Annotated in this window: 23 protein-coding genes and 1 pseudogene; 14 read left to right on the top strand and 10 right to left on the bottom strand. The window is 71.9% G+C overall.

Annotated features, from left to right (window positions below; genetic code table 11):
• Nucleotides 1-74 precede the first annotated feature (74 nt).
• Nucleotides 75-1757: a hypothetical protein gene (locus SM611_RS02040; protein WP_371947035.1), complete on the bottom strand. Its 1683-nt coding sequence runs from the start codon at nt 1755-1757 to the stop codon at nt 75-77.
• Between the two features lie 357 nt (nt 1758-2114).
• Here SM611_RS02040 and SM611_RS02035 point away from each other — a divergent pair, with 357 nt between their 5' ends.
• The 3 genes from SM611_RS02035 to SM611_RS02025 all read left to right on the top strand — a co-directional run bounded on the left by SM611_RS02035 (nt 2115) and on the right by SM611_RS02025 (nt 5577).
• Nucleotides 2115-3365, top strand: coding sequence for a Mur ligase family protein (locus SM611_RS02035; RefSeq protein ID WP_371947034.1), 1251 nt, complete (start codon nt 2115-2117; stop codon nt 3363-3365).
• Nucleotides 3355-4065 (top strand): type 1 glutamine amidotransferase, encoded by a 711-nt coding sequence (locus SM611_RS02030; protein WP_371947033.1) that lies wholly within the window; start codon nt 3355-3357, stop codon nt 4063-4065. Before SM611_RS02035 ends, SM611_RS02030 begins: the two co-directional genes overlap by 11 nt.
• 75 nt (nt 4066-4140) lie before the next feature.
• Nucleotides 4141-5577 (top strand): purple acid phosphatase family protein, encoded by a 1437-nt coding sequence (locus tag SM611_RS02025; protein WP_371947032.1) that lies wholly within the window; start codon nt 4141-4143, stop codon nt 5575-5577.
• 4 nt (nt 5578-5581) lie between these two features.
• Here SM611_RS02025 and SM611_RS02020 read toward each other — a convergent pair whose 3' ends face one another.
• Nucleotides 5582-6382, bottom strand: coding sequence for an SAM-dependent methyltransferase (locus SM611_RS02020; protein ID WP_371947403.1), 801 nt, complete (start codon nt 6380-6382; stop codon nt 5582-5584).
• Nucleotides 6383-6512: 130 nt separating this feature from the next.
• On the opposite strand from SM611_RS02020, the gene SM611_RS02015 reads away from it, so the two are divergent.
• Nucleotides 6513-7844, top strand: coding sequence for a cytochrome P450 (locus SM611_RS02015; protein WP_371947031.1), 1332 nt, complete (start codon nt 6513-6515; stop codon nt 7842-7844).
• 55 nt (nt 7845-7899) lie between these two features.
• Here SM611_RS02015 and SM611_RS02010 read toward each other — a convergent pair whose 3' ends face one another.
• The 4 genes from SM611_RS02010 to SM611_RS01995 form a co-directional block, all read right to left on the bottom strand.
• Nucleotides 7900-8883, bottom strand: a complete 984-nt coding sequence (locus SM611_RS02010; RefSeq protein WP_371947030.1) for a zinc-binding dehydrogenase — start codon at nt 8881-8883, stop codon at nt 7900-7902.
• Nucleotides 8884-8966: 83 nt separating this feature from the next.
• Nucleotides 8967-9989, bottom strand: a complete 1023-nt coding sequence (gene xynA / locus SM611_RS02005) for an endo-1,4-beta-xylanase XynA (RefSeq protein WP_371947029.1) — start codon at nt 9987-9989, stop codon at nt 8967-8969.
• A 512-nt stretch (nt 9990-10501) separates the two neighbouring features.
• The gene (locus tag SM611_RS02000; protein ID WP_371947028.1) at nt 10502-10702 is read right to left on the bottom strand and encodes a hypothetical protein; all 201 of its coding nucleotides are present in this window, start codon (nt 10700-10702) and stop codon (nt 10502-10504) included.
• A 192-nt stretch (nt 10703-10894) separates the two neighbouring features.
• Nucleotides 10895-12160, bottom strand: coding sequence for a flavin-dependent oxidoreductase (locus tag SM611_RS01995; RefSeq protein WP_371947027.1), 1266 nt, complete (start codon nt 12158-12160; stop codon nt 10895-10897).
• Between the two features lie 619 nt (nt 12161-12779).
• Between SM611_RS01995 and SM611_RS01990 the strand changes: the two genes are divergently transcribed.
• The 3 genes from SM611_RS01990 (at nt 12780) to SM611_RS01980 (ending at nt 14213) form a co-directional block, all read left to right on the top strand.
• On the top strand, nt 12780-13055 hold the full coding sequence (locus SM611_RS01990) for an RNA-dependent RNA polymerase family protein (protein ID WP_371947026.1): 276 nt from the start codon (nt 12780-12782) through the stop codon (nt 13053-13055).
• Nucleotides 13048-13566 carry a group II intron maturase-specific domain-containing protein gene (locus tag SM611_RS01985; RefSeq protein WP_371947025.1) on the top strand — a complete coding sequence of 173 codons (519 nt, stop codon included), beginning with the start codon at nt 13048-13050 and terminating at the stop codon, nt 13564-13566. Before SM611_RS01990 ends, SM611_RS01985 begins: the two co-directional genes overlap by 8 nt.
• A gap of 107 nt (nt 13567-13673) precedes the next feature.
• The gene (locus SM611_RS01980; RefSeq protein ID WP_371947024.1) at nt 13674-14213 is read left to right on the top strand and encodes a DUF1707 SHOCT-like domain-containing protein; all 540 of its coding nucleotides are present in this window, start codon (nt 13674-13676) and stop codon (nt 14211-14213) included.
• A gap of 3 nt (nt 14214-14216) precedes the next feature.
• Here SM611_RS01980 and SM611_RS01975 read toward each other — a convergent pair whose 3' ends face one another.
• The gene (locus tag SM611_RS01975; RefSeq protein WP_371947023.1) at nt 14217-15164 is read right to left on the bottom strand and encodes a helix-turn-helix transcriptional regulator; all 948 of its coding nucleotides are present in this window, start codon (nt 15162-15164) and stop codon (nt 14217-14219) included.
• 92 nt (nt 15165-15256) lie between these two features.
• Between SM611_RS01975 and SM611_RS01970 the strand changes: the two genes are divergently transcribed.
• On the top strand, nt 15257-15781 hold the full coding sequence (locus SM611_RS01970; RefSeq protein WP_371947022.1) for a DinB family protein: 525 nt from the start codon (nt 15257-15259) through the stop codon (nt 15779-15781).
• A gap of 19 nt (nt 15782-15800) precedes the next feature.
• Here the strand turns inward: SM611_RS01970 and SM611_RS01965 are convergent, their stop codons facing one another.
• Nucleotides 15801-16820: a TerC family protein gene (locus SM611_RS01965; protein ID WP_371947021.1), complete on the bottom strand. Its 1020-nt coding sequence runs from the start codon at nt 16818-16820 to the stop codon at nt 15801-15803.
• 145 nt (nt 16821-16965) lie between these two features.
• On the opposite strand from SM611_RS01965, the pseudogene SM611_RS37620 reads away from it, so the two are divergent.
• Nucleotides 16966-17550: pseudogene (locus SM611_RS37620) on the top strand (DUF2238 domain-containing protein); the annotation flags it as partial.
• Between the two features lie 126 nt (nt 17551-17676).
• Here SM611_RS37620 and SM611_RS01960 read toward each other — a convergent pair.
• Entirely contained in the window at nt 17677-18039 is a 363-nt protein-coding gene (locus tag SM611_RS01960) for a DsrE family protein (protein WP_371947020.1), read from the bottom strand.
• 203 nt (nt 18040-18242) lie between these two features.
• Here SM611_RS01960 and SM611_RS01955 point away from each other — a divergent pair, with 203 nt between their 5' ends.
• The 4 genes from SM611_RS01955 (at nt 18243) to SM611_RS01940 (ending at nt 21072) form a co-directional block, all read left to right on the top strand.
• Nucleotides 18243-18728 carry a heme-binding beta-barrel domain-containing protein gene (locus tag SM611_RS01955; RefSeq protein ID WP_371947019.1) on the top strand — a complete coding sequence of 162 codons (486 nt, stop codon included), beginning with the start codon at nt 18243-18245 and terminating at the stop codon, nt 18726-18728.
• Between the two features lie 361 nt (nt 18729-19089).
• Nucleotides 19090-19506, top strand: coding sequence for a Fur family transcriptional regulator (locus SM611_RS01950; protein WP_371947018.1), 417 nt, complete (start codon nt 19090-19092; stop codon nt 19504-19506).
• A 10-nt stretch (nt 19507-19516) separates the two neighbouring features.
• Nucleotides 19517-20497 (top strand): CAF17-like 4Fe-4S cluster assembly/insertion protein YgfZ, encoded by a 981-nt coding sequence (gene ygfZ / locus SM611_RS01945; RefSeq protein ID WP_371947017.1) that lies wholly within the window; start codon nt 19517-19519, stop codon nt 20495-20497.
• Between the two features lie 80 nt (nt 20498-20577).
• Nucleotides 20578-21072, top strand: coding sequence for a hypothetical protein (locus tag SM611_RS01940; RefSeq protein WP_371947016.1), 495 nt, complete (start codon nt 20578-20580; stop codon nt 21070-21072).
• A gap of 15 nt (nt 21073-21087) precedes the next feature.
• Here the strand turns inward: SM611_RS01940 and dtd are convergent, their stop codons facing one another.
• Nucleotides 21088-21513, bottom strand: a complete 426-nt coding sequence (dtd, locus tag SM611_RS01935; protein ID WP_371947015.1) for a D-aminoacyl-tRNA deacylase — start codon at nt 21511-21513, stop codon at nt 21088-21090.
• Between the two features lie 20 nt (nt 21514-21533).
• Here dtd and SM611_RS01930 point away from each other — a divergent pair, with 20 nt between their 5' ends.
• The gene (locus SM611_RS01930; protein WP_371947014.1) at nt 21534-22361 is read left to right on the top strand and encodes a beta-keto acid cleavage family enzyme; all 828 of its coding nucleotides are present in this window, start codon (nt 21534-21536) and stop codon (nt 22359-22361) included.
• The last annotated feature ends 141 nt before the right edge of the window (nt 22362-22502 follow it).

The raw sequence follows: 22502 nt of genomic DNA, 5'->3' as shown, positions 1-22502 counted from the left end.
ATAACGCGCGACCCGGCGGGTTCGTCGAGTTCGTCCCGGGTCGAAATCAGGCCGTAACCGGCCGTAAGCGACCGCTACACGCGCTTCCAGCTGCGTTGCGGCTGGCCCGTCTTCTTCGCGACCGGGTTCCACAGGACGACGAACTGCTTCTTCGCCGACGTGGCGCGCCGCTCCTGGACCGCGCGTCCGGGAACCTGCGCCGCGCTCGGCTTCGGCTTGCCGCGGCAGCCGGACTGGTTCGCCTGCGCCCACTGGAGCAGGACCTGGTCGACGCGCAGCGACGCCGTCAGCGCCTCGGACAGCGAGCCGCGCAGCCGCTCCCCGTTGGCGAGCTTGTCGACCCTGAGGTCACGGGTGCGCTGCAGCTGGTCCTGCCGGCGCTGCGCGACCGTCTGGAACCCCTGGATCGCCTGCGGCAGCGTCTTGCACTTGCCGGCCCGGCCGAGCGCCCCGGCGAGCACCCGGCGGGTGGCGACGCTGTCGTCCAGGATCTTGTTCAGGGTCGCGGCCTGCTGCTTCGTCTCGGGCGGGATCGCGTTCTTCTGCGCGACCTGCTTGCTGGACGGCGCCGAGGTCGGGTTCGTGCTCGCGGACGAGCCGTCACCCGACGGCCACGCCACGAAGATCACGGCGCCCGCCGCGACCGTGACGAGTGCGGCGACGGCGGCGATGAGCGGCTTGCTCGTCCCGCCCGCCTTGCCTCCCCGCGGCGGCGGGAAGCCGCCGTACCCGGGGTCGCCGCCCGGACCCATCGGCCCCATCGGGGCCATGCCGGGCTGCCCCATCGGGCCCATCGGGTTCATGGGAGGGCCGCCCAGAGCGCCCGGATCCATCCGCGTCTGGTCGAGGTTCCCGCCGAACTGCGGGCCGCCGAACTGCTGGCCGCCCGGGTTCATCGGGCCGGGGTTCATCGGGCCCGGACTCATCGGGCCGGGGTTCATCGACGCGGGGGCGATCTGCGTCGCCTCCGCGTCCGGCAGCGCCGGCGGCATGGCGGACGGAAGGGCGGGCTGCTGCGCGCCGCCCTGCTGGCCCCACACCTGGGTGGCGTCCGCGTCCGGGACCTCGGGCCGGCGCGGCTGCGCGAACCACGAGTCCGGGACGATCGACTCGGTCGGCTCGGGGTGGTCGGCGAGGCCGAACGGGTTCGCGCCCGCGCCACCGGACGCGGCGGGCTCGCTCGCGGGCGGCGCGGACCGGCCGGCGCCCCAGGCGGGCGGCGGCGGGACGGTGCCGTAGGCGCCCGAGTCCTCGTCGGGGTTGAACGTCCAGGCGGCGGTGTCCTCGGGGTCGACGGACGGCAGCGGGGACGCGGCCGCGGGCGTCACCGCCGACGCCTCCGCCGACGCCTCCGCCGTCAGCCGCAGGGGCGGCTGCGCCGGCGGTTCCGGCGCGGTCCACGACGGGGAGGCGGGCGACGGGGCCGCGAGGGGCTCGGCCGGCAACGAGAAGTCGGGCGCGGCGGGCGAGTGGGACGCGGGCGACGGGGACGCGAGGGGCTCGCCCGGCATCGAGAAGTCGGGCACGGCGGGCGGCTGCGAGCTCGGCGCCCAGGCCGGCTGGGGCGGCGGCACCATCATCGTCCGGTCGCCGAGCACGTCGGCGCTCCCGAGGGCTCCGCCGGCCGGGGGCGTGTCCGTGACCGGCGCGCCCAGCGGAACGGCGGGCCCGACCGAGTACACGTCGATCGGCGCCGCGCAGTGCGAACACTTGCCGAGCGTCCCGGGCGTGTCATTACCGCACGTCGGACACTGCATCGCTCAGACCTCGCCTTATCGCCGCTTTGCCACGCTTGCGGTCCTGGCCCGCCGACCGGGACGGGCACCGCCTCCCCGCGAAACCAGCAGGGCTCCCGACAAAAGTAGTGGGTGCCGATGTTCTCGGACGCGTGGATGGAAATCTGGCACACCGCAGTCGGAGGTCGCACCGAATCATGACATGTCGGTACTGGTCAAGATTGTCCGGACCGGTTTACCCGCCCGGCTGTGATGATCCTCACATTGTGCACCCTGACCCCGGACCGCGTCCGCGAACCGCGGCGGCGCGCCGCGAGCGCCGCGCGCAGCGGCTAGGCTCGGAGCGGTTTCCCGGCGCATCCAGAGAAGACGGAGTCCATGAGCGATCTTCCGCTGCGTTCGCAGCTGGCCGTCGCGCTCGGTCGTACGGCCGCCAAGATGTCCCGAATGGCGGGCCGCGGGGACGGCTCGGTGATCGGCGGACGGGTCGGCCTCCGCCTCGACCCCGAGCTGCTGACCAGGCTCGCGAAGGACCGCAAGCTCGTCCTCGTCAGCGCCACCAACGGCAAGACGACGACGACCCGGCTGATCACCTCGGCGATGACGCCGCTGGGAGAGGTCGCCACCAACGCGTTCGGCGCGAACATGCCGACGGGGCACGTGTCGGCGCTCGCGTCCGCGCCGTCCGCGCGCTACGGCGTGCTGGAGTGCGACGAGAAGTACGTCCCGATGGTCCTGAAGGAGACCGGGGCGAACCTCGTCGCGCTGATGAACCTGAGCCGCGACCAGATGGACCGCGCCGCCGAGATCTGGCTGCTGGCCGGCAAGTGGCGCCGCGCGCTGGAGGCGTCCCCGACCAGCCACGTCATCGCCAACTGCGACGACCCCCTCGTCACCTGGGGCGCGTCCACCGCCAAGAGCGTCACGTGGGTCGCCGCCGGCCAGCACTGGCGCGAGGACTCCTGGTGCTGCCCCGAGTGCGGCGGCCCCCTCGACCGGCAGGACACCGACGAGGACAGCGACTGGGCCTGCCGCCAGTGCCACTTCCGCCGCCCCCGGCCCGACTGGGCGCTGCGCGGCGACACGATCACCGCGCCCGACGGCCGGTCCTACCCCCTCACCGGGCTGTCACTGCCGGGCCGCGCGAACCGGTCGAACGCGCTGATCGCGCTGGCGGTCGTCGCCCAGTTCGGCGTCCCGCCCGAGCAGGCGCTGCCGCTGCTGTCGCAGGTCACCTCGGTCGCCGGGCGGTACACGACGGTCGAGCACGAGGGCCGCTCGATCCGGCTGCTGCTGTCGAAGAACCCGGCCGGGTGGCTGGAGGCGTTCGACGTCCTGCAGCCCGCGCCCGGTCCCGTCGCCCTGTCGATCAACGCGCAGGGCCCGGACGGCCGCGACACGTCCTGGCTGTGGGACGTCGACTACCGCATCCTTCGCGGGCGCCCCGTGTGGGTCAGCGGCGAGCGCCGCATCGACCTCGCCGCCCGGCTGGAGGCCGCCGACGTGTCCTTCACCGTCGTGGACGACATCGACCAGGCGGTCATGGCCGTCCCGCCGGGGCACCTCGACGTGATCGCCAACTACACCGCCTTCCAGAACATCCGAACGAGGTACGGCCGTGTCGTCTGACCGCATCAAGATCGTCTGGATCTACCCGGACCTGCTCAGCACCTACGGCGACCAGGGCAACACGATCGTCCTGGAGCGGCGGGCGGCGCTGCGCGGCATCCCGACCGAGACCGTCAACCTGCGCTCGGACGAGCCCGTCCCCGCCGACGGCGACATCTACCTGCTCGGCGGCGGCGAGGACCGGCCGCAGATCCTCGCGGCGCAGCGGCTGCGCGGCGACGGCGGGCTCGCCCGCGCCGTCCAGTCGGGCGCGGTCGTGTTCGCGGTCTGCGCCGGGTACCAGCTGCTCGGCCACGAGTTCGGCGGCGAGGAGGGCCAGCCCGTCGCGGGCCTCGGCCTCCTCGACATCCGGTCCGGGCGCGGCGAGCAGCGGGCGGTCGGCGAGATCGTCGGGGACGTGGCGGCCGAGCTGAACGTCCCGCGCATCACCGGCTTCGAGAACCACCAGGGCGTCACGCACCTCGGGCCGGGCGCGCAGCCGTTCGCGAAGGTCGTGCACGGCATCGGCAACGGCGACGGGTTCGAGGGCGCCTACAGCGGGCGCGTCCTCGGCACCTACATGCACGGCCCGGCGCTCGTCCGCAACCCGGGCCTCGCCGACCTGCTGCTGCACTGGGCGACCGGCACGGCCCTGGCTCCGCTGGACGACTCCTGGGCCGGCCGCCTCCGCGAGGAGCGCCTCCGTGCCGTCGCCGGCTGAACCGGCGCGGGCCGAGCGGCGGCCGGCCGAGTTTGGGTCTGGCCGGACGGCGGCGCGGGTGCCACCGTAGCGATCATGATCTGCTGCCGTCCGAGCCGCCGGGCCCTGCTCCGCTGGAGTGCGATCGTCGCGGGCGCGTCCCTGCTGGAGACCACGGCGCCGCCCGGGGCCGCCCGCGCGGCGGACGCCGTCCTGCCGGTGAACCTCGAACTGGTCACCGTCACCGAGACGACGGCCGTGCTGACCTGGTACACCGGCATTCCGGGCACGGACGACGGGCTGGGCCGGATGGAGCCCGCCCCCTCTGACGCCGAGGTGCTGTACGGGACGGACCCGGCACGGCTGACCTCGGTGGCGCACGGCCCCGCGGGCACCCCGTACCACTACGTCGAACTGACGGACCTCGAACCGGGCCGCACGTACTACTACACGGCGCGCTCGGCGGGACGACCGGCGGCGCCGACGTGGCTGGCCTTCGGATCGGCGGCGGGCCGTCCCGAAGGCGACGTGTTCGCGTTCACGACCCCGCAGCCGCCGCCGGGCCGCCACCTCTTCTCCATCGCCCTCTGCAACGACCTCCACCTGGGTGAGACGGTCGCGGGTCTCGTCGGCCGGCTGCCGTGGATCAAGGGCATCGAGCAGGTGCCGGGCCACCCGCCCTATCCCGAGGTGATGGCGGAGGCGCTGATGGCGGACGCCCGCAGCCGGGGCGCCGCCTACCTCCTGGCCGCCGGGGACGTCTCCAGCGAGGCCGCGCCCGCCGACCTCCGCGACGCCAAGGGGATACTCGACACGTTCGGCGCCCTGGGCACCGACTACCTGGTGGCGCGCGGCAACCATGACCGCGCCCACGCGGGGGAGCCCTACGCGTCGTGCGGTCCCGGCTCGTGGCAGGGGAACGACTGTTTCAAGGACGCGTTCTTCCCGTCCGGACGGACGTACTTCAGCCAGGAGCTGCAGGGTCTCCGCGTCATCGGCCTCGACACCTACGACAAGCCGGGCGACGGCGGCGACTCCGGCGGCCTCTCCGCGGACCAGTCGGCATGGTTCGAATCCGAGCTGGCGAAGGACCCGGACCGTCCCACCATCGTGTTCGGCCACCACCCGCTCTTCACCGAGAACGACCCGCTCGCCATCACCGGGACCCACTCCCTGGACGCCGGCCAGTCCCTGCGGATCCTCACGGCCTACAACCGCACGCCCGGCGTCTTCCTCCACCACGCCGGCCACACCCACCGCAACCAGCGCTCGGTCTTCCCGCTCGCTCCCCGCGTCGTCCAGCAGGAGGTCGGGGCGGTCAAGGAGTACCCGGGCGGATTCACCCTCCTCCGCGTCCACACGGGCGGCTACGCGCTCAACTTCTACAAGACGCGCGGCGCCGAGGCCCGGGCCTGGAGCGAGCGCAGCCGCCAGGAGCTCTCCGGCCAGTGGCCCCAGCTCTCCCTGGGCAACCGCCCCGCCGACCGCAACTCGGTGATGACCCGGGACCTCTCCGGCCTGGCCGCGCGTTGAGGGCCTAGCCGCGGCCGCCGTTCTTGCGGGCCACGCCGGCGTAGCACCATTGGCGGTCGGCGTGCGGCGGGATCGTCGAGCCGGGGTCGGGGCGCCACATCGACAGGGTGGTGAGGCCCGGATCCACGAGGTCGAAGCCGTCGAACAGCCGCGTGATCTGCTCGCGGCTGCGCAGCGTGATCTGGTAGGTGGCCTTCTCGTACACGGCGCCCGCGTCGCGGACGCGGCGGTCGGCGTCGAAGTCGGCCGTCACATGCGACACCGCGAGGTAGCTGCCGGGCGCCATGGCGGAGCGGAGCCGCGCCACGATGCCGTGCGGGTCGTCCTCGTCGCCGATGAAATGCAGCACCGCCAGCATCAGCACGGCGACCGGCCGGTCGAAGTCGATGAGCTCGTTGAGCCCGGGGTCGCCGAGGATGTCGTCGGTGCGGCGGGCGTCGCCCTGGATGACGGTGACCTCGGGGGTGCCGGCCAGCAGCGCCCGCCCGTGGGCCAGGACGACCGGCTCCACGTCCACGTAGACGACGCGGGCGTCCGGGGCGACCTCGTGCGCGATCTCGTGGACGTTGCCCTGGGTGGGCAGGCCCGACCCGATGTCGACGAACTGCCGGATCCCGGACCCGGCCAGGAAGCGCACCGCGCGCCGCAGGAAGGCGCGGTTCTCCCGTGCCAGGTAGGGCGTGTCCGGGGCGTGCCGGACGACCTCCTCCACCGCCTCCCGGTCGACGGCGTAGTTGTCCTTGCCGCCGAGGAGGTAGTCGTACATCCGCGGGACGTTCGGCGTCGTCGGATCGACGGTGTCCAGTGCTCTTCTCCCGGCCTCTCATGGCGGGCGCTTTTCTGCCCGGTCTTATCGCGAAGTATCCGAGAACATGTAAGCATTGTGATCAACTCCGGAACAACCTAATCGACGATGCTGACGCGGGAGAGCGCAAATGCGAGGCGACGGCGGCACCCCATCTCAGATCCCCGGACCGGCCACCGGAAATGACGGCGCCGAGGCCATCGCGGCGGCCGGCGGGCTGCACAACTACCAGCTGGAACTGCACGCCGAGTACGGGCCGGTGGTGCGGTTTCCGCTGCCCGGCGGGGGCCTGGCGGTGTCGGTCGCCGATCCCGTCCTGCTGGAGGCGACCGCGAAGATCGACAAACGGCCGGAGAAACTGTTCGAGTTCCTGGCGCCGCTGCAGGAGGCGGGCAATCTGCAGACGATCCCGGCCGAGGAGCACGGCCCGTGGCGGCGGACGATGCTGTCCGTCCTGGCGGGACGTCCCTCGCACGAGGCGCACTTCGCGCACTTCACGGAGCTGGCGACCGAGCTGGCCGACCGCTGGGCCGCCGCCGGGGGGCCGGTCGTCCTGCAGCGGGACCTGAGCGAGCTGTCGCTGCGCATGATCTGCCGGTACGCGCTCGGCGGCGGTCTGGAGGACGCGGATTCCGCGGGACGGGTCGTCTCCGCGTTCGAGACCGTCCTGACCGAGTACATGGGGCAGGCGGAGCCGGCGGGCCCGCGGGCGCGGGAGGCCCTGGCCTACCTGCGCGCGACGGTCGACCGGGTGCTCGACGCGCACCGCGGCCGTCCCGCCGGGGACGACGCCGACCGGGCCGACATGATCGCTGCGCTGGCCGCCGCGGGCGAGTCCCCGGCGCGGATCCGCGACACGGTGCTGATGACGATGCTCGCCGCCCACCACACCACCGGCGTGGCCGTCTCCTGGACGCTCTACCTGCTGGCGACGCACCCTGACGTGGCCGAGCGCGTCACCGGGGAGCTGGACCGGGTGCTGGGCGACCGCGCCGCGCCCGGCTACGGCGACCTGAAGGACCTCACCTGCCTGGAGACGGCGGTCAAGGAGGCGATGCGCCTGTACCCGCCCGGCCCGTACGGGGCGCGGGAGGCCACGGAGGACGTCGTCCTCGGCGAGTACACGGTCCCCGCCGGGACGACGATCTTCTATCCGTTCTGGGCCGTCCACATGAACCCCGAGTACTGGCCCGACCCGCGGGTCTTCGACCCCGAGCGGTTCACTCCGGAGGCGTCGGCCGGACGTCCCAGGCTCGCCTACATTCCTTTCGGGCTCGGCCCGCGCAGCTGCGAAGGCGCGACGCTGGCAATGGTCGAGGCCGAACTCGTCCTCGCCGTCCTGCTGAAGCGGTTCCATTTCGATCTGGCACCCGGGCAAACGGTCACGCCCATCGAACGTTTCGTCCTATGGGCCGCCGACGACATCCTGATGGACCTGACCCCGCGCACATCTGGAAATTGAAATCTCAACCGTCGGCGTCCGGTGCGGAGAATGGCGCGGTCACGCCGCCGCCGCACTAGTCCGCGGACGGTTCGGCGCCGGCCAGCAATAGCGATTTGCCCACCGTGGCGCGCGCGGCCAGCGCGCGGTGGGCGTCTCCGGCCCGCTCCAGCGGGTAGACGGCGCCGATCGCCGGCCGCAGCAGTCCCGCCGCGGCCCTGTCCAGGGCCAGGGTCAGCAGCTCGTGGACGGTGTCCTGGTCCGGCGGGCCGTCCAGCAGCGGGCTGAACACGCGGATGCGGCGGCGCTCGACCACGTCCGGGTCGAGGACGGTGAAGCCCTCGGACGTGCCGTAGGTGACGAACCTGCCCCCGACGGACGTCGCGTTCAAGGCCGCCGTGCCGAGTTGCCCGCCGGCGCCGTCGTAGACCAGCGCGGCACCGCCGCCGGTGGCCTCGCGCACCCGCTCGGTCCAGTCAGGGCGCGTGTAGTCGACGGCGACCTCGGCGCCCAGCGTCCGGGCGAGTTCGCGCTTGGCCTCGCTGGACGCCGCGGCCACCACCCGCGCTCCGGCGTCGGCGGCCAGCTGCACCAGGAGCGATCCGGCCCCGCCCGCGGCGGCCGAGACCAGCACCCATTCGCCTTTCTCCGGCCGGCCGAGCCGGTCCATGCTCAGGGCGGTCACCCCGTCGTGGACGAGCGCCGCCGCCGTCTCGTCCGCCACCCCGTCCGGCACGGGCAGGATCTCCTGCTCGCCGGCGACGATCTGCTCGGCGTAGCCGGTGTCCGTCCGCACGACCACGCGGCGGCCGATCCATGCCGGATCGACCCCTTCGCCGACCCGCAGCACCGTGCCGGCCCCGCCGCCGCCCGGCAGGTAGGGGAGCGTGCGGGGGAAGAAGTCCTGGCCCCAGCCGCCGCGCAGCAGGGTGTCGAGGAAGATGACGTCCGAGACGGCCATCCCCACCACCACCTGCCCGGGCCCGGGGGCCGGATCGGGCAGTTCCACCGGAGACAGCACTTCCGGCCCGCCGAACGAGGCCACCTGGATCGCGCGCATGAGCAACACCTTTCTCCCGGGACAGCGTCCTCATCAGGAGACAACCTCGACAATAGTTGAGGTCAAGTGCCGGCGGTCCGGGGTCAGGCGCTGCAGGAGACGGTCGGCCACGTCCAGGTGCCGTTGGTCTGGATGGTGACACCGAAGTTGTTGCCGTTGCCGTTCGGGCGCGCGGTCATGACCTGGCCGCTGGAGTCCCAGCTCGCGCTGGTGTTCCAGGTGGCGATGATCTTCTCGGGGGACGGGACGTTCATCGTGACCGTCCAGTTGCTGGAGCCGGACACCGACACGTTGAGGTTGTACCGGTCGCCCCACTGCTGGCCCGCGGACAGCGTCGCGGAGCATCCGCCCCCGCCTCCGCCGTTGTCGCCGCCTCCGCCGCCGGAGCCGCCTACCGTGATGTTGGAGTTGCCGCTGCTCTGGTAGCCCTCGGTCGCGAGGATCATGTAGTAGTTGAAGCTGCCGAGGCGCATGCCCTTGCTCGCCCAGGCGTCGAAGTGGTTGCCGGTGGTGATGGTGCCGCCCGTGCGCTTCGACTGCCGGACGCTCCAGTACTGCTGGAAGGTCTTGGTGCCCTCGACGGACGGCGCGTTCGTGCGGGTGGTCTCGTAGATGTCGTAGGTGCCGCCGTCGCTGGTGACGGTGCCCTTGTACGACCCGGTGGGACGGTAGGTGCCCCAGTTGTCGACGATGTAGTACTCGATGAGCGGGTTGGACGTCCACCCGTACAGGGCCAGGTAGGCGTTGCCGGACGGGTTGAAGCTGCCCGAGTAGTTCACGGAGCGGCGCCCGCCGTTGCTCCAGCCCTTGCCGGCGACGAAGTTCCCGACGTTGCTCCACTGGGTGCTGTAGCTGCCGCCGCCCTTCAGCGTCATGGACGACGATCCGCCGCCGTCCGACCAGAAGGAGTAGTAGTAGCCGCCTTCGCTGCCGGTCTGGTTCGAGCTGATCGTCGTGTCGGCGTTGGCGGTGCCGGGGAGGAGCGCGGTGGCGGTGGCCAGTGCCACGGCGCAGGCGCCGATGACCGGCCTGGTGCGAAGGAGCGTCCGGCGGTGTCGGCGGCTCTCGGGAGGGACGGCGGTGTCGGGCGTGCGGGTACTGCTCATGGGGGTTCCTCACTCGTGAACGCTGGCGGGGCGGCCAGGCGGCGTGCTGCGACCCGGCGGGCGTGTCGGCGGCCCGGGTGGCGGCCGGCGCGCGTCGGCGTCGCACAACGCGGCGGGGGTGGATGGCGGGGGTCGGTCTCGGGAGCGGGGGAGCGGGGGCGGTCCGGCCGCCCGTGTGGGCGGACGGCCGGAGGGGCGGGCGCCGGGCGGGTGACCCGGCTCGGCGGGGATCGGGGGTGACCGACTCCGCCGATGGCGACAGTGTTCGTCCGCCGACTCCGGGCTGTCAATGGTTTCGGAAATATTTCGAAACCATTGATCATCTTGCGAGGGCTTTTCGCCTGGTCAATTGGAGTTCTGCTTCGCCAAGTCCAGAACTTTGGGACGTGGTGCCGGAAAAGCGATCATGGTGAAGGTTCCTGTCTTCGAAACTTTCTGTGCTTCAATCCGAGCTTTCGAAGGCACTGGGCGACCCGCGGTGCGGGCTGCCCGGCGGCTCTGCTCGCTCCGCGTCACCGCAAGGAGGCGAGGCCCTTCCGCAGGTCCTCCCTGTTCATCACCGGGTGCACCTTGAGCTTCGCCCCCAGTTCCTGGAAGAGCGGCTCGGCGATAGTGGGCAGCGTGGAGCTGTCCTGCATGTCGAAGACGAGGACGCAGCGGCGCCCGCCGTCGCCGGGGCCGAAGTAGGCCGCCTCCGGATCGAGCCGGCCCACCAGTGCACGAGCCCGGCATGTGTCCGCCGTCTTCCCGTCCCGCGTCCCGCCGCCGCGCACCGTCGAGCGATGGCCACCGCCACGGTGAGCCGCCGCGCATTGTCCATTGCCGGCTCCCAGGGGGAATCAGAGCAATGCGAAAGGAGTGTCAAACGGGAATACCGGGCCGGTGTCTCCTTTTCCTTGGGCGGTCTACCGGTATTCGGTCGTCGGCGCGCCCACGCGGTTCACCTGGTCCTTGGCGGCGCCGGAGAGCCGGGCGTATCCGTTCACGATGGCCTCCATTTCCGCGCGGTCGATGACGTCCTCGATACGGGTGAAACCGTCGGGTGCGCGGCGTTCCACCTCGTCGATCACGTTCTCCGGCCCGCCGTCCCGGTTGCGGAGCACCACCTCGCCGGTGACGGGCAGCCGCTCGTTCTGGTAGGCCAGCAGCGCCCCGGCGGGGTCGGTGCGGCTCGCCAGGTGGTCGCTGAGGCTGGTGGCGTCCAGGATGGCCTGCCCGGCGCCGTTCGAGCCCATCGGATACATCGGGTGGGCGGCGTCGCCGAGCAGGGTCACGCGTCCCCGCGTCCAGTAGGGCAGCGGGTCGCGGTCGCACATGGGGAACTCGAAGCACTCCGCGGAGGCCCCGATGAGCGCGGCGTGGTCGAGGATCGGGAGGCGGAAGCGGGCGACCGGCTCGGTCAGACCGGCCGGGTCGGCGCGGCGGGACCAGTCCTGGCGCTGGGGCGGCGGATCACCGGGCCGCCCGGTGCGCCGGCAGATCGCCCAGTTCGTCAGCCTGGTGCCCGGACGCCGGCCGGGTGCGATGGGGTAGACGACCAGCTTGGCCTCGGTGCCGCCGGCGATGACCATCGTGCCGCCGGTGCCGAACTCCGGCCATTCGGTCGCTCCCCGGGCCATCATGATGCCGTTCCAGCGGGGCGGGCCCTCCCCGGGGAAGAGGACCGACCGGACCGTGGAATGGATTCCGTCGGCCCCCACCAGCACGTCGCCGCGCGCCGAGGGCAGCGCCCCGCCGTCCCGGTCGGCGAAGTGCGCGCGGACGCCCGCCGCGTCCTCGTCGAAACCGGTCAGCCGGTGCCCGGTCCGCACCGCGCCGGGGCCGAGCCGTTCGAGCACCGCCCGCAGCAGCACGCCTTGGAGCCGGCCGCGGTGCAGGCTTATCTGCGGATAGGCGAATCCGGCGTCCCGCCCGCAGGCCCTGCGCATGATCTCCTGCCCGCGCCGGTGGGTGTAGACGAGTTCGCGGGTCGCGATGCCCGCGGTCTCCAGCCGCTCCAGCAGCCCCAGCTCGGCCAGTTCCTTGACCGCGTTCGGCAGCGCGTTGATTCCGACGCCCAGCTCGCCGATCTGCTCGCTCTGCTCGTATATCTCGCAGCCTATGCCCTTATGGTGCAGCCGGAGAGCCGTTACCAGACCGCCGATTCCGGCTCCCACGATGATCACTGGCATGACCGATTCCCTCGTCCAATGGTGACGGGCGACCCCGCGTCGAGTTCATTCCGAGCCTGTCATCAAAGGAGGAACCGCGAAAGGCGTGGCATCATACTGTCCCCACTTGGCGCGGGCGTCCGGATCGCAGACGCGGCAGTAGGGTGAACCGGTGGTGCGTCCTGGAAGCTGGTCCGATCCTGCGGGTGGAAGTCCCGTCCGGGTGGACACCGGAGTGCCCGGTAGCAGGCCCCGGTTCGTTGGAGAGATCCGGCGGGCTGAGGGGGGCGTCGAGAGCCTCTTTGGAGGGAGCAAGCACGCGGGCCGTAGCCGTTTTGCGGTGAGTCCTGCAGCCTCGTCGCAACTACAGCGGAGAAGCCGAGCCGTTCACTTCACGGCGACGGCCACGTTCGGCGGGCTCTGTTCCGGGGTCAGCCCGTCGGGTTCTTCCGGGGTATGGGGGGCGGACGTGTGCACGGATCGGGCCGGAAGACGACTTCAACGCAAGCTATGGGCTGCGGCCAAGCAGTCTCCGGGGCGGCGCTTTCACGCCCTGTATGACCGTGTCCACAGGGGTGACGTGCTGTGGGAGGCGTGGCAGCGTGTCCGGGCCAACAGAGGGGCCGCCGGGGTTGATCGGGTGACCCTGGCGTTGGTGGAGGAGGAGTACGGCGTCCAGCGTATGCTCGCCGAGCTTCAGCATGACCTTCGCGCAGGTTGTTATCGCCCCGCGCCTGCCAGGCGTGTGGAGGTCCCGAAATCACAGGGTGGCAAACGGCCACTGGGTGTTCCCACGGTCCGCGATCGTGTGGTTCAGCAAGCCGTCAAGCTGGTGCTGGAACCTATCTTCGAGGCCGGCTTCTTGCCGGTGTCGTATGGGTTCGGGCCGAAGCGGTCGGCGACGCAGGGTGGGTGAGCTGGTGCGCTATGCCGACGACGGCGTGGTGCTGTGCCGCAGCATGGCACAGGCACGGACGACGAAGGTCGTTGAGCTCAGAGAGGGCCGGGAAGGACTCGACTTCCTCGGCTGCCACTTCAGAGCCCGCTTCTCGGGCCGGGTGTGGGAGAAGTACGGGAAGATCCGCTACTACCTGCACCGATGGCCGAGCCAGGCGGCGATGAAGAAACTCTGGTCCAGGGTCCATGAGCTGACCGACTGCCGCCGGTCGGGAACGGATGTCCGCGCGGTGATCGCGGACTTGAATCCGATCCTGCGCGGCTGGGGCAACTACTTCCGAACCGGGAACGCCGCCGCCAAGTTCTGCCAGATCGACCGGTATGTCGTTTATTGGCTCCACCACCTGATGGTCAGGAAACGGGGTCGTAATCTGCGCGCCGGAGGAGCCGCTGAGTGGAACGAGGAGTGGTTCAACGGGCACGGCCTGTACCGCCTGCGAGGCACCATCCGCTACCCAGGAGCTGCGTAGCCATGTCAAGAAGATCATCGGTAAGCCGTATGCGGGAAAACCGCACGTACGAGCTTGAAAGGGGGACGGGGAATCGGGCCTCCACGGCACCGCGCCCCTGACTACCAATGAGCCCCCTTCCGGACGACCCATCGCGACGGATCGGCGAAGAAGAACGCGACGCGGCCGTGGAGCGCCTGCAGCAGGCGTACGCCCGAGGTCAGTTCGCGCACGAGGAGATGGACGAGCTCCTCCAGCGGGCGCTCACCGCGAAGACGCACGGAGAACTCGCGGAGGCGCTCGCCTCCCTGCCGGAGGAGAAGCCTGACGCGTCCACGATCGGCGCCCTCAGCGGGCGGATCCGGCGGCGCGGCGCGTGGCGGGTGCCCCGGATCCTCAAGGTCGAGTCCGCGTTCGGGCGGGTCCGCCTGGACCTGTCCCGGGCGGTCATCGAGCACCCGGTCGTCGACATCGAGCTGCAGCTCGGGACCGGCCGGGCGAAGATCACGGTCCCGCGCGACGCGGTCGTCGACATCGAGGGGCTGCGCACCGTGTGGAAGGACTCGCTCTACAAGCCCCGGCGCCCCGCCCGCCCCGGCGGCCCGAAGATCCGGATCACCGGCACCATGGGCTTCGGCCGCGTGAAGATCCGCCACGCGCGCCGGTGAACGTCAGGCTCGGGCGAAGCGGGCGGCCAGGACGTGCAGCCGGTCGCGCAGCTCGGGCGGTTCCACGACGTGGAAGTCGGCCGCCGCGACGGCCAGGGCCAGGACCGTCCAGTTCAGGTCGTCGGTGGTCAGGCGGACGCGGCAGCGGCCGGCGTCCACCTCCTCGACCGTGCACCAGCGGCCGATCCGCGCGCGGACGGTCGCGGACGGGGCGTCCACCAGCACCTCGACCCGGTGGGGGCGCGGCATCTCCTTCAGCCCGCTGCGGACGAACTCGGCCGCGTCGGCGGCGGGCAGCTCGCGAGGGCGGAACCGGGCGCCGGTCGAGGCGGGGCCGGTGAGCCGGTCGACCCGGAAGCTGCGCCAGTCCTGCCGGTCCAGGTCGTAGGCGACCAGGTACCAGTGGCGGCCCAGCGGGACGAGGCGGTGCGGCTCGACCTGCCGGTCGCTCTCCCGGCCGTCGGCGGCGGTGTAGCCGAAGCGGAGCCGCTCGGCGTCCCGGCAGGCGAGCGCGATCGCGGTGAGGACGGACGGTTCGATGCCGCTCGGGGCGGGCCCTCCCCACCCGGCGGGCACGGTCATGGAGCGCAGCGCGTCCACCTGGCGGCGCAACCGGGCCGGCATGACCTGCGCCACCTTGGCCAGGACCCGCACCGACGCCTCGGCGATGCCCTCGACCCGCGTCGCGGCCTGCAACCCCACGGCCAGCGCGACGGCCTCCTCGTCGTCGATCACCAGCGGCGGCAGCGCCGCACCCGCCGCCAGCTGGTAGCCGCCGTCGACGCCGCGCGACGCCTCGACCGGGTAGCCGAGCTCGCGCAGCCGGTCGACGTCCCGGCGCAGGGTCCGCACGGAGACCTCCAGCCGCTCGGCCAGTTCGGGGCCCGGCCAGTACCGGTGGGTCTGCAGCAGGGACAGCAGACGCAGCGTCCGGGAACTCGTGTTCGCCATGTTCTCGATTCTGGCCGTAATTCAGGTCAAGAAGTGGCCGCAAAGGCTCCTAGCGTGGTTCCTGACCGAAGGAACGGCGAAAGGCGGAGGACATGACGATGACCGAGCAGCTCACCGGCGAGCGGGCCGACGTGCTGGCGATGCTGGCCAAGCACCGGCACTTCCTGCGCTTCACCGTCCGCGACCTCACCGACGAGCAGGCCGGGCTGCGGACGACGGCGAGCGAGCTGTGCCTCGGCGGCCTCATCAAGCACGTCGCCGCGGTCGAGCGGGGCTGGGGCGACTTCATCGTGGAGGGCCCGTCCGCGATGGGCGACTTCACCCAGATGACCGAGGAGGACTGGCAGCGGCGGGCGGACGAGTTCCGCATGCTGCCCGGCGACACCCTCTCCGGGGTGCTCGACGCCTACGCGGAGGTCGCCCGCCGCACCGACGAGCTGGTCGCGACCCTGCCCGACCTGGACGCCGTCCAGGAGCTGCCCAAGGCCCCGTGGTTCACCGACACCCACTGGTCGGTCCGGCGCGTCCTCCTGCACATCGTCGCCGAGACCGCCCAGCACGCCGGCCACGCCGACATCATCCGTGAGTCCCTGGACGGCGCCAAGAGCATGGGCTGACCCGCGGGGTCGCCGACCGTCAGCTGCGGGCGGGTTCCTCTTCGCGCGGCTTCTTCTCGCGGCGCTTGCGGAGGGAACCCGCCTTCGCCTTCTCCTCCGGATGGGCGTGGACGCGGACCAGGCTGGCGGCGGTCGTGAACAGGAGGATCGCCAGGATGACGCCCAGCGAGAGCGTGGTCGGCACCTTCGGGATCGACTCGGTGACGTCCTCGTGCAGGAACTGCAGGATCAGCTTGACGCCGATGAACGCGAGGATCACCGACAGCCCGATCGACAGGTAGACGAGCCGTTCCAGCAGCCCCTCGATGAGGAAGTAGAGGGCGCGCAGGCCGAGCAGCGCGAACGCGTTGGCGGAGAAGACGAGGAACGGGTCCTTGGTGACGCCGAACACGGCCGGGATGGAGTCCAGCGCGAACAGCACGTCCGTGCTGCCGATGGCGACGAAGACGATGAGCAGCGGCGTCATGACGCGCTGCCCGTCCTCGTGGGCGAGCATCCGCCCGCCGTGGAAGCTCTCGCTCACCGGCAGGATCTTGCGCGCCCGCCGGACGAGGAACGTGTCCTCCACGTCGGGTTCCTCGTTGCGGTGCCGGACGAGCTGCACCGCCGTCCAGATCAGGATCAGCCCGAAGATCAGGAAGGTGAAGGAGAACAGGCTGATCGCGGCGGCGCCGACCGCGATCAGGACCGCGCGCAGGAGCAGCGCGGCGGCGATGCCGAACAGCAGCGTCTTCTGCTGGTACTCGTCCGGCACCGCGAACCGGCTCATGATGATCACGAAGACGAAGAGGTTGTCGACCGACAGGCTCTTCTCGACGAGCCAGCCGGAGAAGTACTCGGTGCCCGCCGTGGATCCGCCGAGCGCCCACACGGCGAGGCCGAACACGACCGCGAGGCCGATGTAGAAGACCGACCAGAACGTGGCCTCCTTGATGTGGACCGCGTGCGGCCGCCGGACCGCGACGAAGAAGTCGAGGACGAACAGGGCGATGATCAGGCCGATCGTCGCGCCCCAGGCCCACAGGGGTACGTCGAGCATCCGGCGGCTCCTCCTGGACGGGGTGTCCGCAGACCTATATCCGTTCTGCGGCCCTTCTACCGCACGGGATGCGGAGGGCGCCCCCGGTCGGACGCGCGGGCCGGGGGTGCGCTTCCGCCCTAGGAGCATCTGAGTACTCGCACCGATGTGGCGGGACGCCGTGGAAGGCCAGGCTCGCGGCATGGACACTTCCCGCTGGCGCCCGCCCGCCCTCGCCGCCAAGGCCGCCCTCGCGGCCCTGCTGGGCCTCGCCGTCGCCTTCCCCGGATGGGACCGGTTCGCCGACAAGGCGATGGGCGTCCGCGTCGCTGCCTACCCCGCCGCCGTCATGCTCGTCACCCTCGTCTGGGCGCTGCGCGGCGCGCGGCGCCGGCCCTTCCCGTGGGACGTCGACCTGCTCCTCACCCTCCCGTTCCTGGTGGACGTCGCCGGGAACGCCGCCGACCTCTACGACACGGTCGGCTGGTTCGACGACGCCTGCCACTTCGGGAACTGGGCCCTGCTGAGCGCCGCCGCCGGTGTCGGCCTGCGCCGCTGGGGCGGCCTCAGCTCGTGGACGCTGGCGCTGACCTGCACGGGAGCCGGCGCGATCGCGGCCATCCTGTGGGAGTTCTTCGAGTACGCCGTCTTCATCCTCGACACCCCCGAGACCGTCACGATCTACCGGGACACGATCGGCGACATGATGCTCGGCCTCGCCGGCTCCGCCCTCGCGGGCGTCCTCGCCGCCGCCGTGACCCGCCGCGACGGTGCTCCCGCACGCCTGGTGGCCGGCGGGCGTCCGGTGGCCGGCGGGCGGCGGGACGCCATGCGGGCCCTGAGCCTCGACACGACCGTGTACCTGGCGTGGGACGGGTCAGTAGACGAGCGCCTGGACGTCGTCCAGGGTGATCTCCTCGACGAAGGTCGGGGCGCCGGCGATGCGGATGCCGGGCAGGACGTCGTCCGGGCCGATGTCGCGGCGGGCCGCGCACTGGGTGCAGAGGGTGACGCGTCCGGCGGACAGGACGACGGCGAGGAGGTCGTCCAGGGCGGTGGCGTGCGGCAGTGAGAACCCGGCGGCCCGGCCGGGCAGCGCGAACCACGCCGACTCCCCGGTCAGCCACAGGGAGACAGGGACGCCGCTCGCCGCGGCGGCGGCCGCCACCGTGAACGCCTGGTTGCAGCGCTCGGGGGCGTCCGCCCCCGCCGTGACCTTGATCACCAGTGGTCTCGCCATAACGGCACTCTAGTGCGGGCGGCCCGCGTAGCATCCTGCGGTGTGGGTGGCATGGTGAACGCGGGGATCCTCGTCCTCGCCCTCGGGCTCATGGCGGTCGCCGCCGTCCTCCTCGTGATCCGGCTGGGCCGGCTGAAGTAGGACGCCGGCCGCCCCGTTCCGGGGGACGCGGGCGGCGGCGCGCGCCGCTACCCTCGGTGTCCATGGATTTCGAGCTGCACCCGGACTGCGAGCCCCTGAAGTTCCTGCTCGGCACCTGGGAGGGCGCCGGCGTCGGCGGCTACCCGACGATCGAGTCGTTCAACTTCGGTCAGGAGCTGTCCTTCACCCACATCGGGAAGCCGTTCCTGAGCTATGCGAGCCGCACCTGGCTGATCGAGCCGGACGGCACGCTCGGGCGTCCGCTGGCCGTGGAGACGGGCTACTGGCGGCCGCGTCCCGACCACCAGGTGGAGGTGACGCTGGCGCACCCCACCGGCATCGTCGAGATCTACGTCGGGAACGTCGCGTTCAACCGGGTGGAGCTCCAGACCGACGTCGTCGCGCGGACCGAGTCGGCCAAGGAGGTCACCGCCGGACACCGCCTGTACGGGCTGATCGGCGAGGACCTCGGCTGGGCGTACGACATGGCGGCCGTCGGGCAGCCGCTCCAGTCGCACCTGTCGGCGCAGCTCAAGAAGGTGTCGTAGCGGGTCGCGGCCGAGCCCCCGAAACGAACGGCCCCCGGAAATGAACGATCCCCGGACCTCCCGCCGGGTGGCGGGGCGACGGACAGGACGGGTCCATCGGTCCGGGGACCGGGTAACTGCCTGGTATTCGCCGGTCACCGTCGCGACCGGCTACCGCCGCCCAGTGGACGGCGGCTCCGAGGCGGAACGGCGACTAACGGACAGCCACCTCGCGAGTCCTACAATCAACCATTGCTTGGACCACCTCCTTTCGCGCGTACCCAGCACGCTATGTGAGGCTCCCGCGGCGAGGCAAACAGGTTTTCCCACGGCTGAATCCGCGGGCGGGCGCCGTCCGCCCGGCGGGACCTAGACTCGGGGCATGGGCGAGTCGTGGCAGGAGGAGCTGCGGGCCAAGGGGTACCGGGTCACCCCTCAGCGCCAGCTGGTCCTCGAAGCGGTCACCAACCTGGAGCACGGGACCCCCGAGGAGATCTGCACCGAGGTGCAGCGCACCGCCCGCGGCGTGAACATCTCCACCGTGTACCGGACGCTCGAACTCCTCGAGGAGCTCGGGCTCGTCAAGCACGCCCATCTCGGGCACGGCCCGCCGAACTACCACATCGCCGCCGAGGCCGAGCACATCCACCTCGTCTGCCGGGGCTGCCACACGGTGGAGGACGTCGACCCGCGCGCGGCGGCGGGGCTCGCCGACGTCCTGGCGCGCGACTTCGGCTTCGAGACCGACGTGCACCACCTCACCGTCTACGGGCGGTGCAAGGACTGCGGCGCGACATAGTCTGGACGGCATGGAGAGCCCGCTGCTGCAGTCGCCCGGAGCCGTCGCCGCCGATGCGCCCGACCAGGAGGTCGCCGCCCACTACGGGGACCCGTCCCGGGAGCAACGCGCGCTCGAAGACGGGACGGCGTTCGTCGACCGGAGCAACCGGGACGTCGTCAAGGTCTCCGGGCCGGACCGGCTGAAGTGGCTGCACAGCCTCCTCAGCCAGCACCTGGAGGCGCTGGCGCCGTTCGAGCCGACCGAGGCGCTGCTGCTCGGCCCCAAGGGCCACGTCGAGCACCACCTCTTCGTGATCGACGACGGTGAGGCCACGTGGGCGCACGTCGAGCCGGGGGAGGCGCCGTCCCTGGTGGAGTTCCTCGACCGGATGCGGTTCATGCTCCGCGTCGCGGTCGCCGACGTGTCGGACGCGTACATGGTCGTCACCGGGCCGCCGTCCTCCGACCGTCTCGCCTGGCCCGACGTCGCCGGGACGACGACGCGGATCGTCCCGCGCGGCGCGTTCCCGGAGGGGCTCGCGCCGGCCGGCGTCTGGGCGTACGAGGCGCTGCGGATCGCCGAGCACCGGCCCCGGTTCGGCCTCGACACCGACGAGCGGACGATCCCGCACGAGGCGGGCTACGTGGAGACGGCCGTCCATTTGAACAAGGGCTGCTACCGGGGGCAGGAGACGGTGGCGCGCGTCCACAACCTCGGCCGGCCGCCGCGCCGCCTCGTGTTCCTGCACCTGGACGGCAGCGTCGACCGGCTGCCCGCGCACGGCGACCCGGTGGAGGTCCCGGGCGGCCGCGCCATCGGGTTCGTGGGGTCGGCGGCCCGGCACCACGAGCTGGGCCCGGTGGCGCTGGCGCTGGTCAAGCGGAACGTCCCGGTGGACGCGGAGCTGCTGGCCGGCGGGGTCGCGGCGGCGCAGGAGGTCGTCGTCTCCCCGGACACCGGCGCGAACGCGCAGATCGCGCTGCGCCGCCGACCGGCGAAACACGGGTAGCACCGGGCACTCTGGGCGAATATCGTCGGATATAGACTATTTCTAACCGGCCGCCGCCCGGGGAAGGTGGATTCCTACCGATGGTCGCTAACCTGGGGAAGCGGGAGCCTCCCGCGGCCAGGAGGGGGAGCCGGCGCCGCCCGCGCCGGGAGTCGGCGCTGGTGTGGTGGGCGCTGTTCGCGGCGCTCGCCGGCGCCGCGTGGTGGCTGCAGTCGTGGCGGGTGGCGCTGCTGGGCCTGCTCGCCTGGTGCCTGTACCAGTTCATGCTCGTCCCGACGATGTGCCGCATCCTGAGCCAGCAGGGCGCCGCCTGCACCGAGCGCACCCGGGGACGGCTGTTCGCCTGCGGGCCCGAGCACCAGCGGCTCCGCAACGACGCGCTGTGGCGGCTCGCCGGCCTGCGCAACCCGTTCCAGAAGGCGCCCGCGCTGGACGAGAACGAGAACGAGACCGGTGTCGTGGTCGTCTCCTCGGACGTCCGCGGCCGCCTCACCCTGACCGACCGCGCGCTCATCCTGCTGGCCGCCGCGGGGACGGTGGGCGTGCTGGTCGGCACGGTCTACGGCTTCCGCTAGGACGCCGCGCCGCCTCTAGACGTCGACGACCAGGGTGATGGGGCCGTCGTTGACCAGCGCGACCTCCATGTCCGCGCCGAACTCGCCGGTCTCGACCTTGGCGCCCAGAACTCTCAGCTCATGGACGACCGCGTCCACCAGGGGCTCGGCGACCGGGCCGGGGGCGGCGGCCGTCCACGTCGGGCGGCGGCCCTTCCGCGCGTCGCCGTAGAGGGTGAATTGGCTCACGACGAGGAGCGGCGCGTTCACGTCCGAGCACGACTTCTCGTCCCGCAGGACGCGCAGGCCCCACAGCTTCGCGGCCAGCCTGCGGGCCTTGTCCGGGCCGTCGTCATGCGTCACGCCGACGAGGACCAGGAGCCCCGGCCCCTCGATCTCGCCGACGACACGCCCCGCCACGGACACGCTGGCCCGGCTCACCCTCTGGACTACAGCACGCATGACCATGCATTCTGCCGCCTATGGGAGCAACGACGCTCATCACGGTGGCGCCCACGGGTGCGGAGTCCGCCAAGGCGGACGTCCCGGCCCTGCCCGTCACCCTGGATGAACTGGTCCAGACGGCCAAGGAGTGCGAGGCGGCCGGCGCGGCCGTCATCCACGTGCACATCCGCGACGACGACGCGCGGCCCACGCTCGACCTGTCCCGGTTGCGGGACACGGTGACGGCGCTGCGGGAGAGCACGGGACTCATCGTCCAACTGTCGACCGGTGGCGCGGTCACCGATCCGTACGAGGACCGCCTCCGCGTCCTGGACGCCTTGCCGGACATGTGCTCGCTCACCTGCGGCACGGTCAACTTCGGCGACGACGTCTTCATGAACCCCTGGCCGTTCATGGTGAAACTGCACAAGCGCGCCCAGGAACTGGAGGTCGTCCCGGAGTTCGAACTGTTCGACCTCGGTCAGGTGACGGCGCTGCACCGCCTCCTGGACAAGTACGGCCTCCCGTACGGCGGGCACGTCCACTGCGACCTGGTGATGGGCGTCCCGGGCGGCATGCCGGGCGACGCCAGGACGCTCGTCGCGGCGGTCGAGGCGCTCCCGCCCGGAGCCACCTGGTCGGCGACCGGCATCGGCCGGACGTCCCTGCCCGTCATGTTCGCGGCCCTGTCGGCGGGCGGCCACCTGCGGGTGGGCATGGAGGACACGGTCACCCTGGCGAAGGGCCAGCCGGTGACGGCGAACGCCCAGCTCGTGGTGCGCGCCGCCCAGGCCGCGACCCTGGCGCAGCGTCCCCCCATGTCCGCGGCGGACGCCCGCACGCTGCTGAACACCAAACCCCGCTGACGCGCCCCGGTCGTCGATGATGATCAACGAAAACCGGCCGTTATCCACAGACTCCGATGTGGCTCCCGTGAGATCCGCGGGGTAGTTGATCCTGGAGTCAGCGGGCCCGCCGGGCGGGCGGGCCCTTCGTGGCGGGTGCGG

This window comes from Actinomadura monticuli (genome assembly GCF_041463655.1).
Taxonomy (GTDB): domain Bacteria; phylum Actinomycetota; class Actinomycetes; order Streptosporangiales; family Streptosporangiaceae; genus Spirillospora; species Spirillospora monticuli.
Note: the sequence above shows the minus strand (reverse complement) of the source record. Positions and strands in the feature narration are given on the sequence as shown.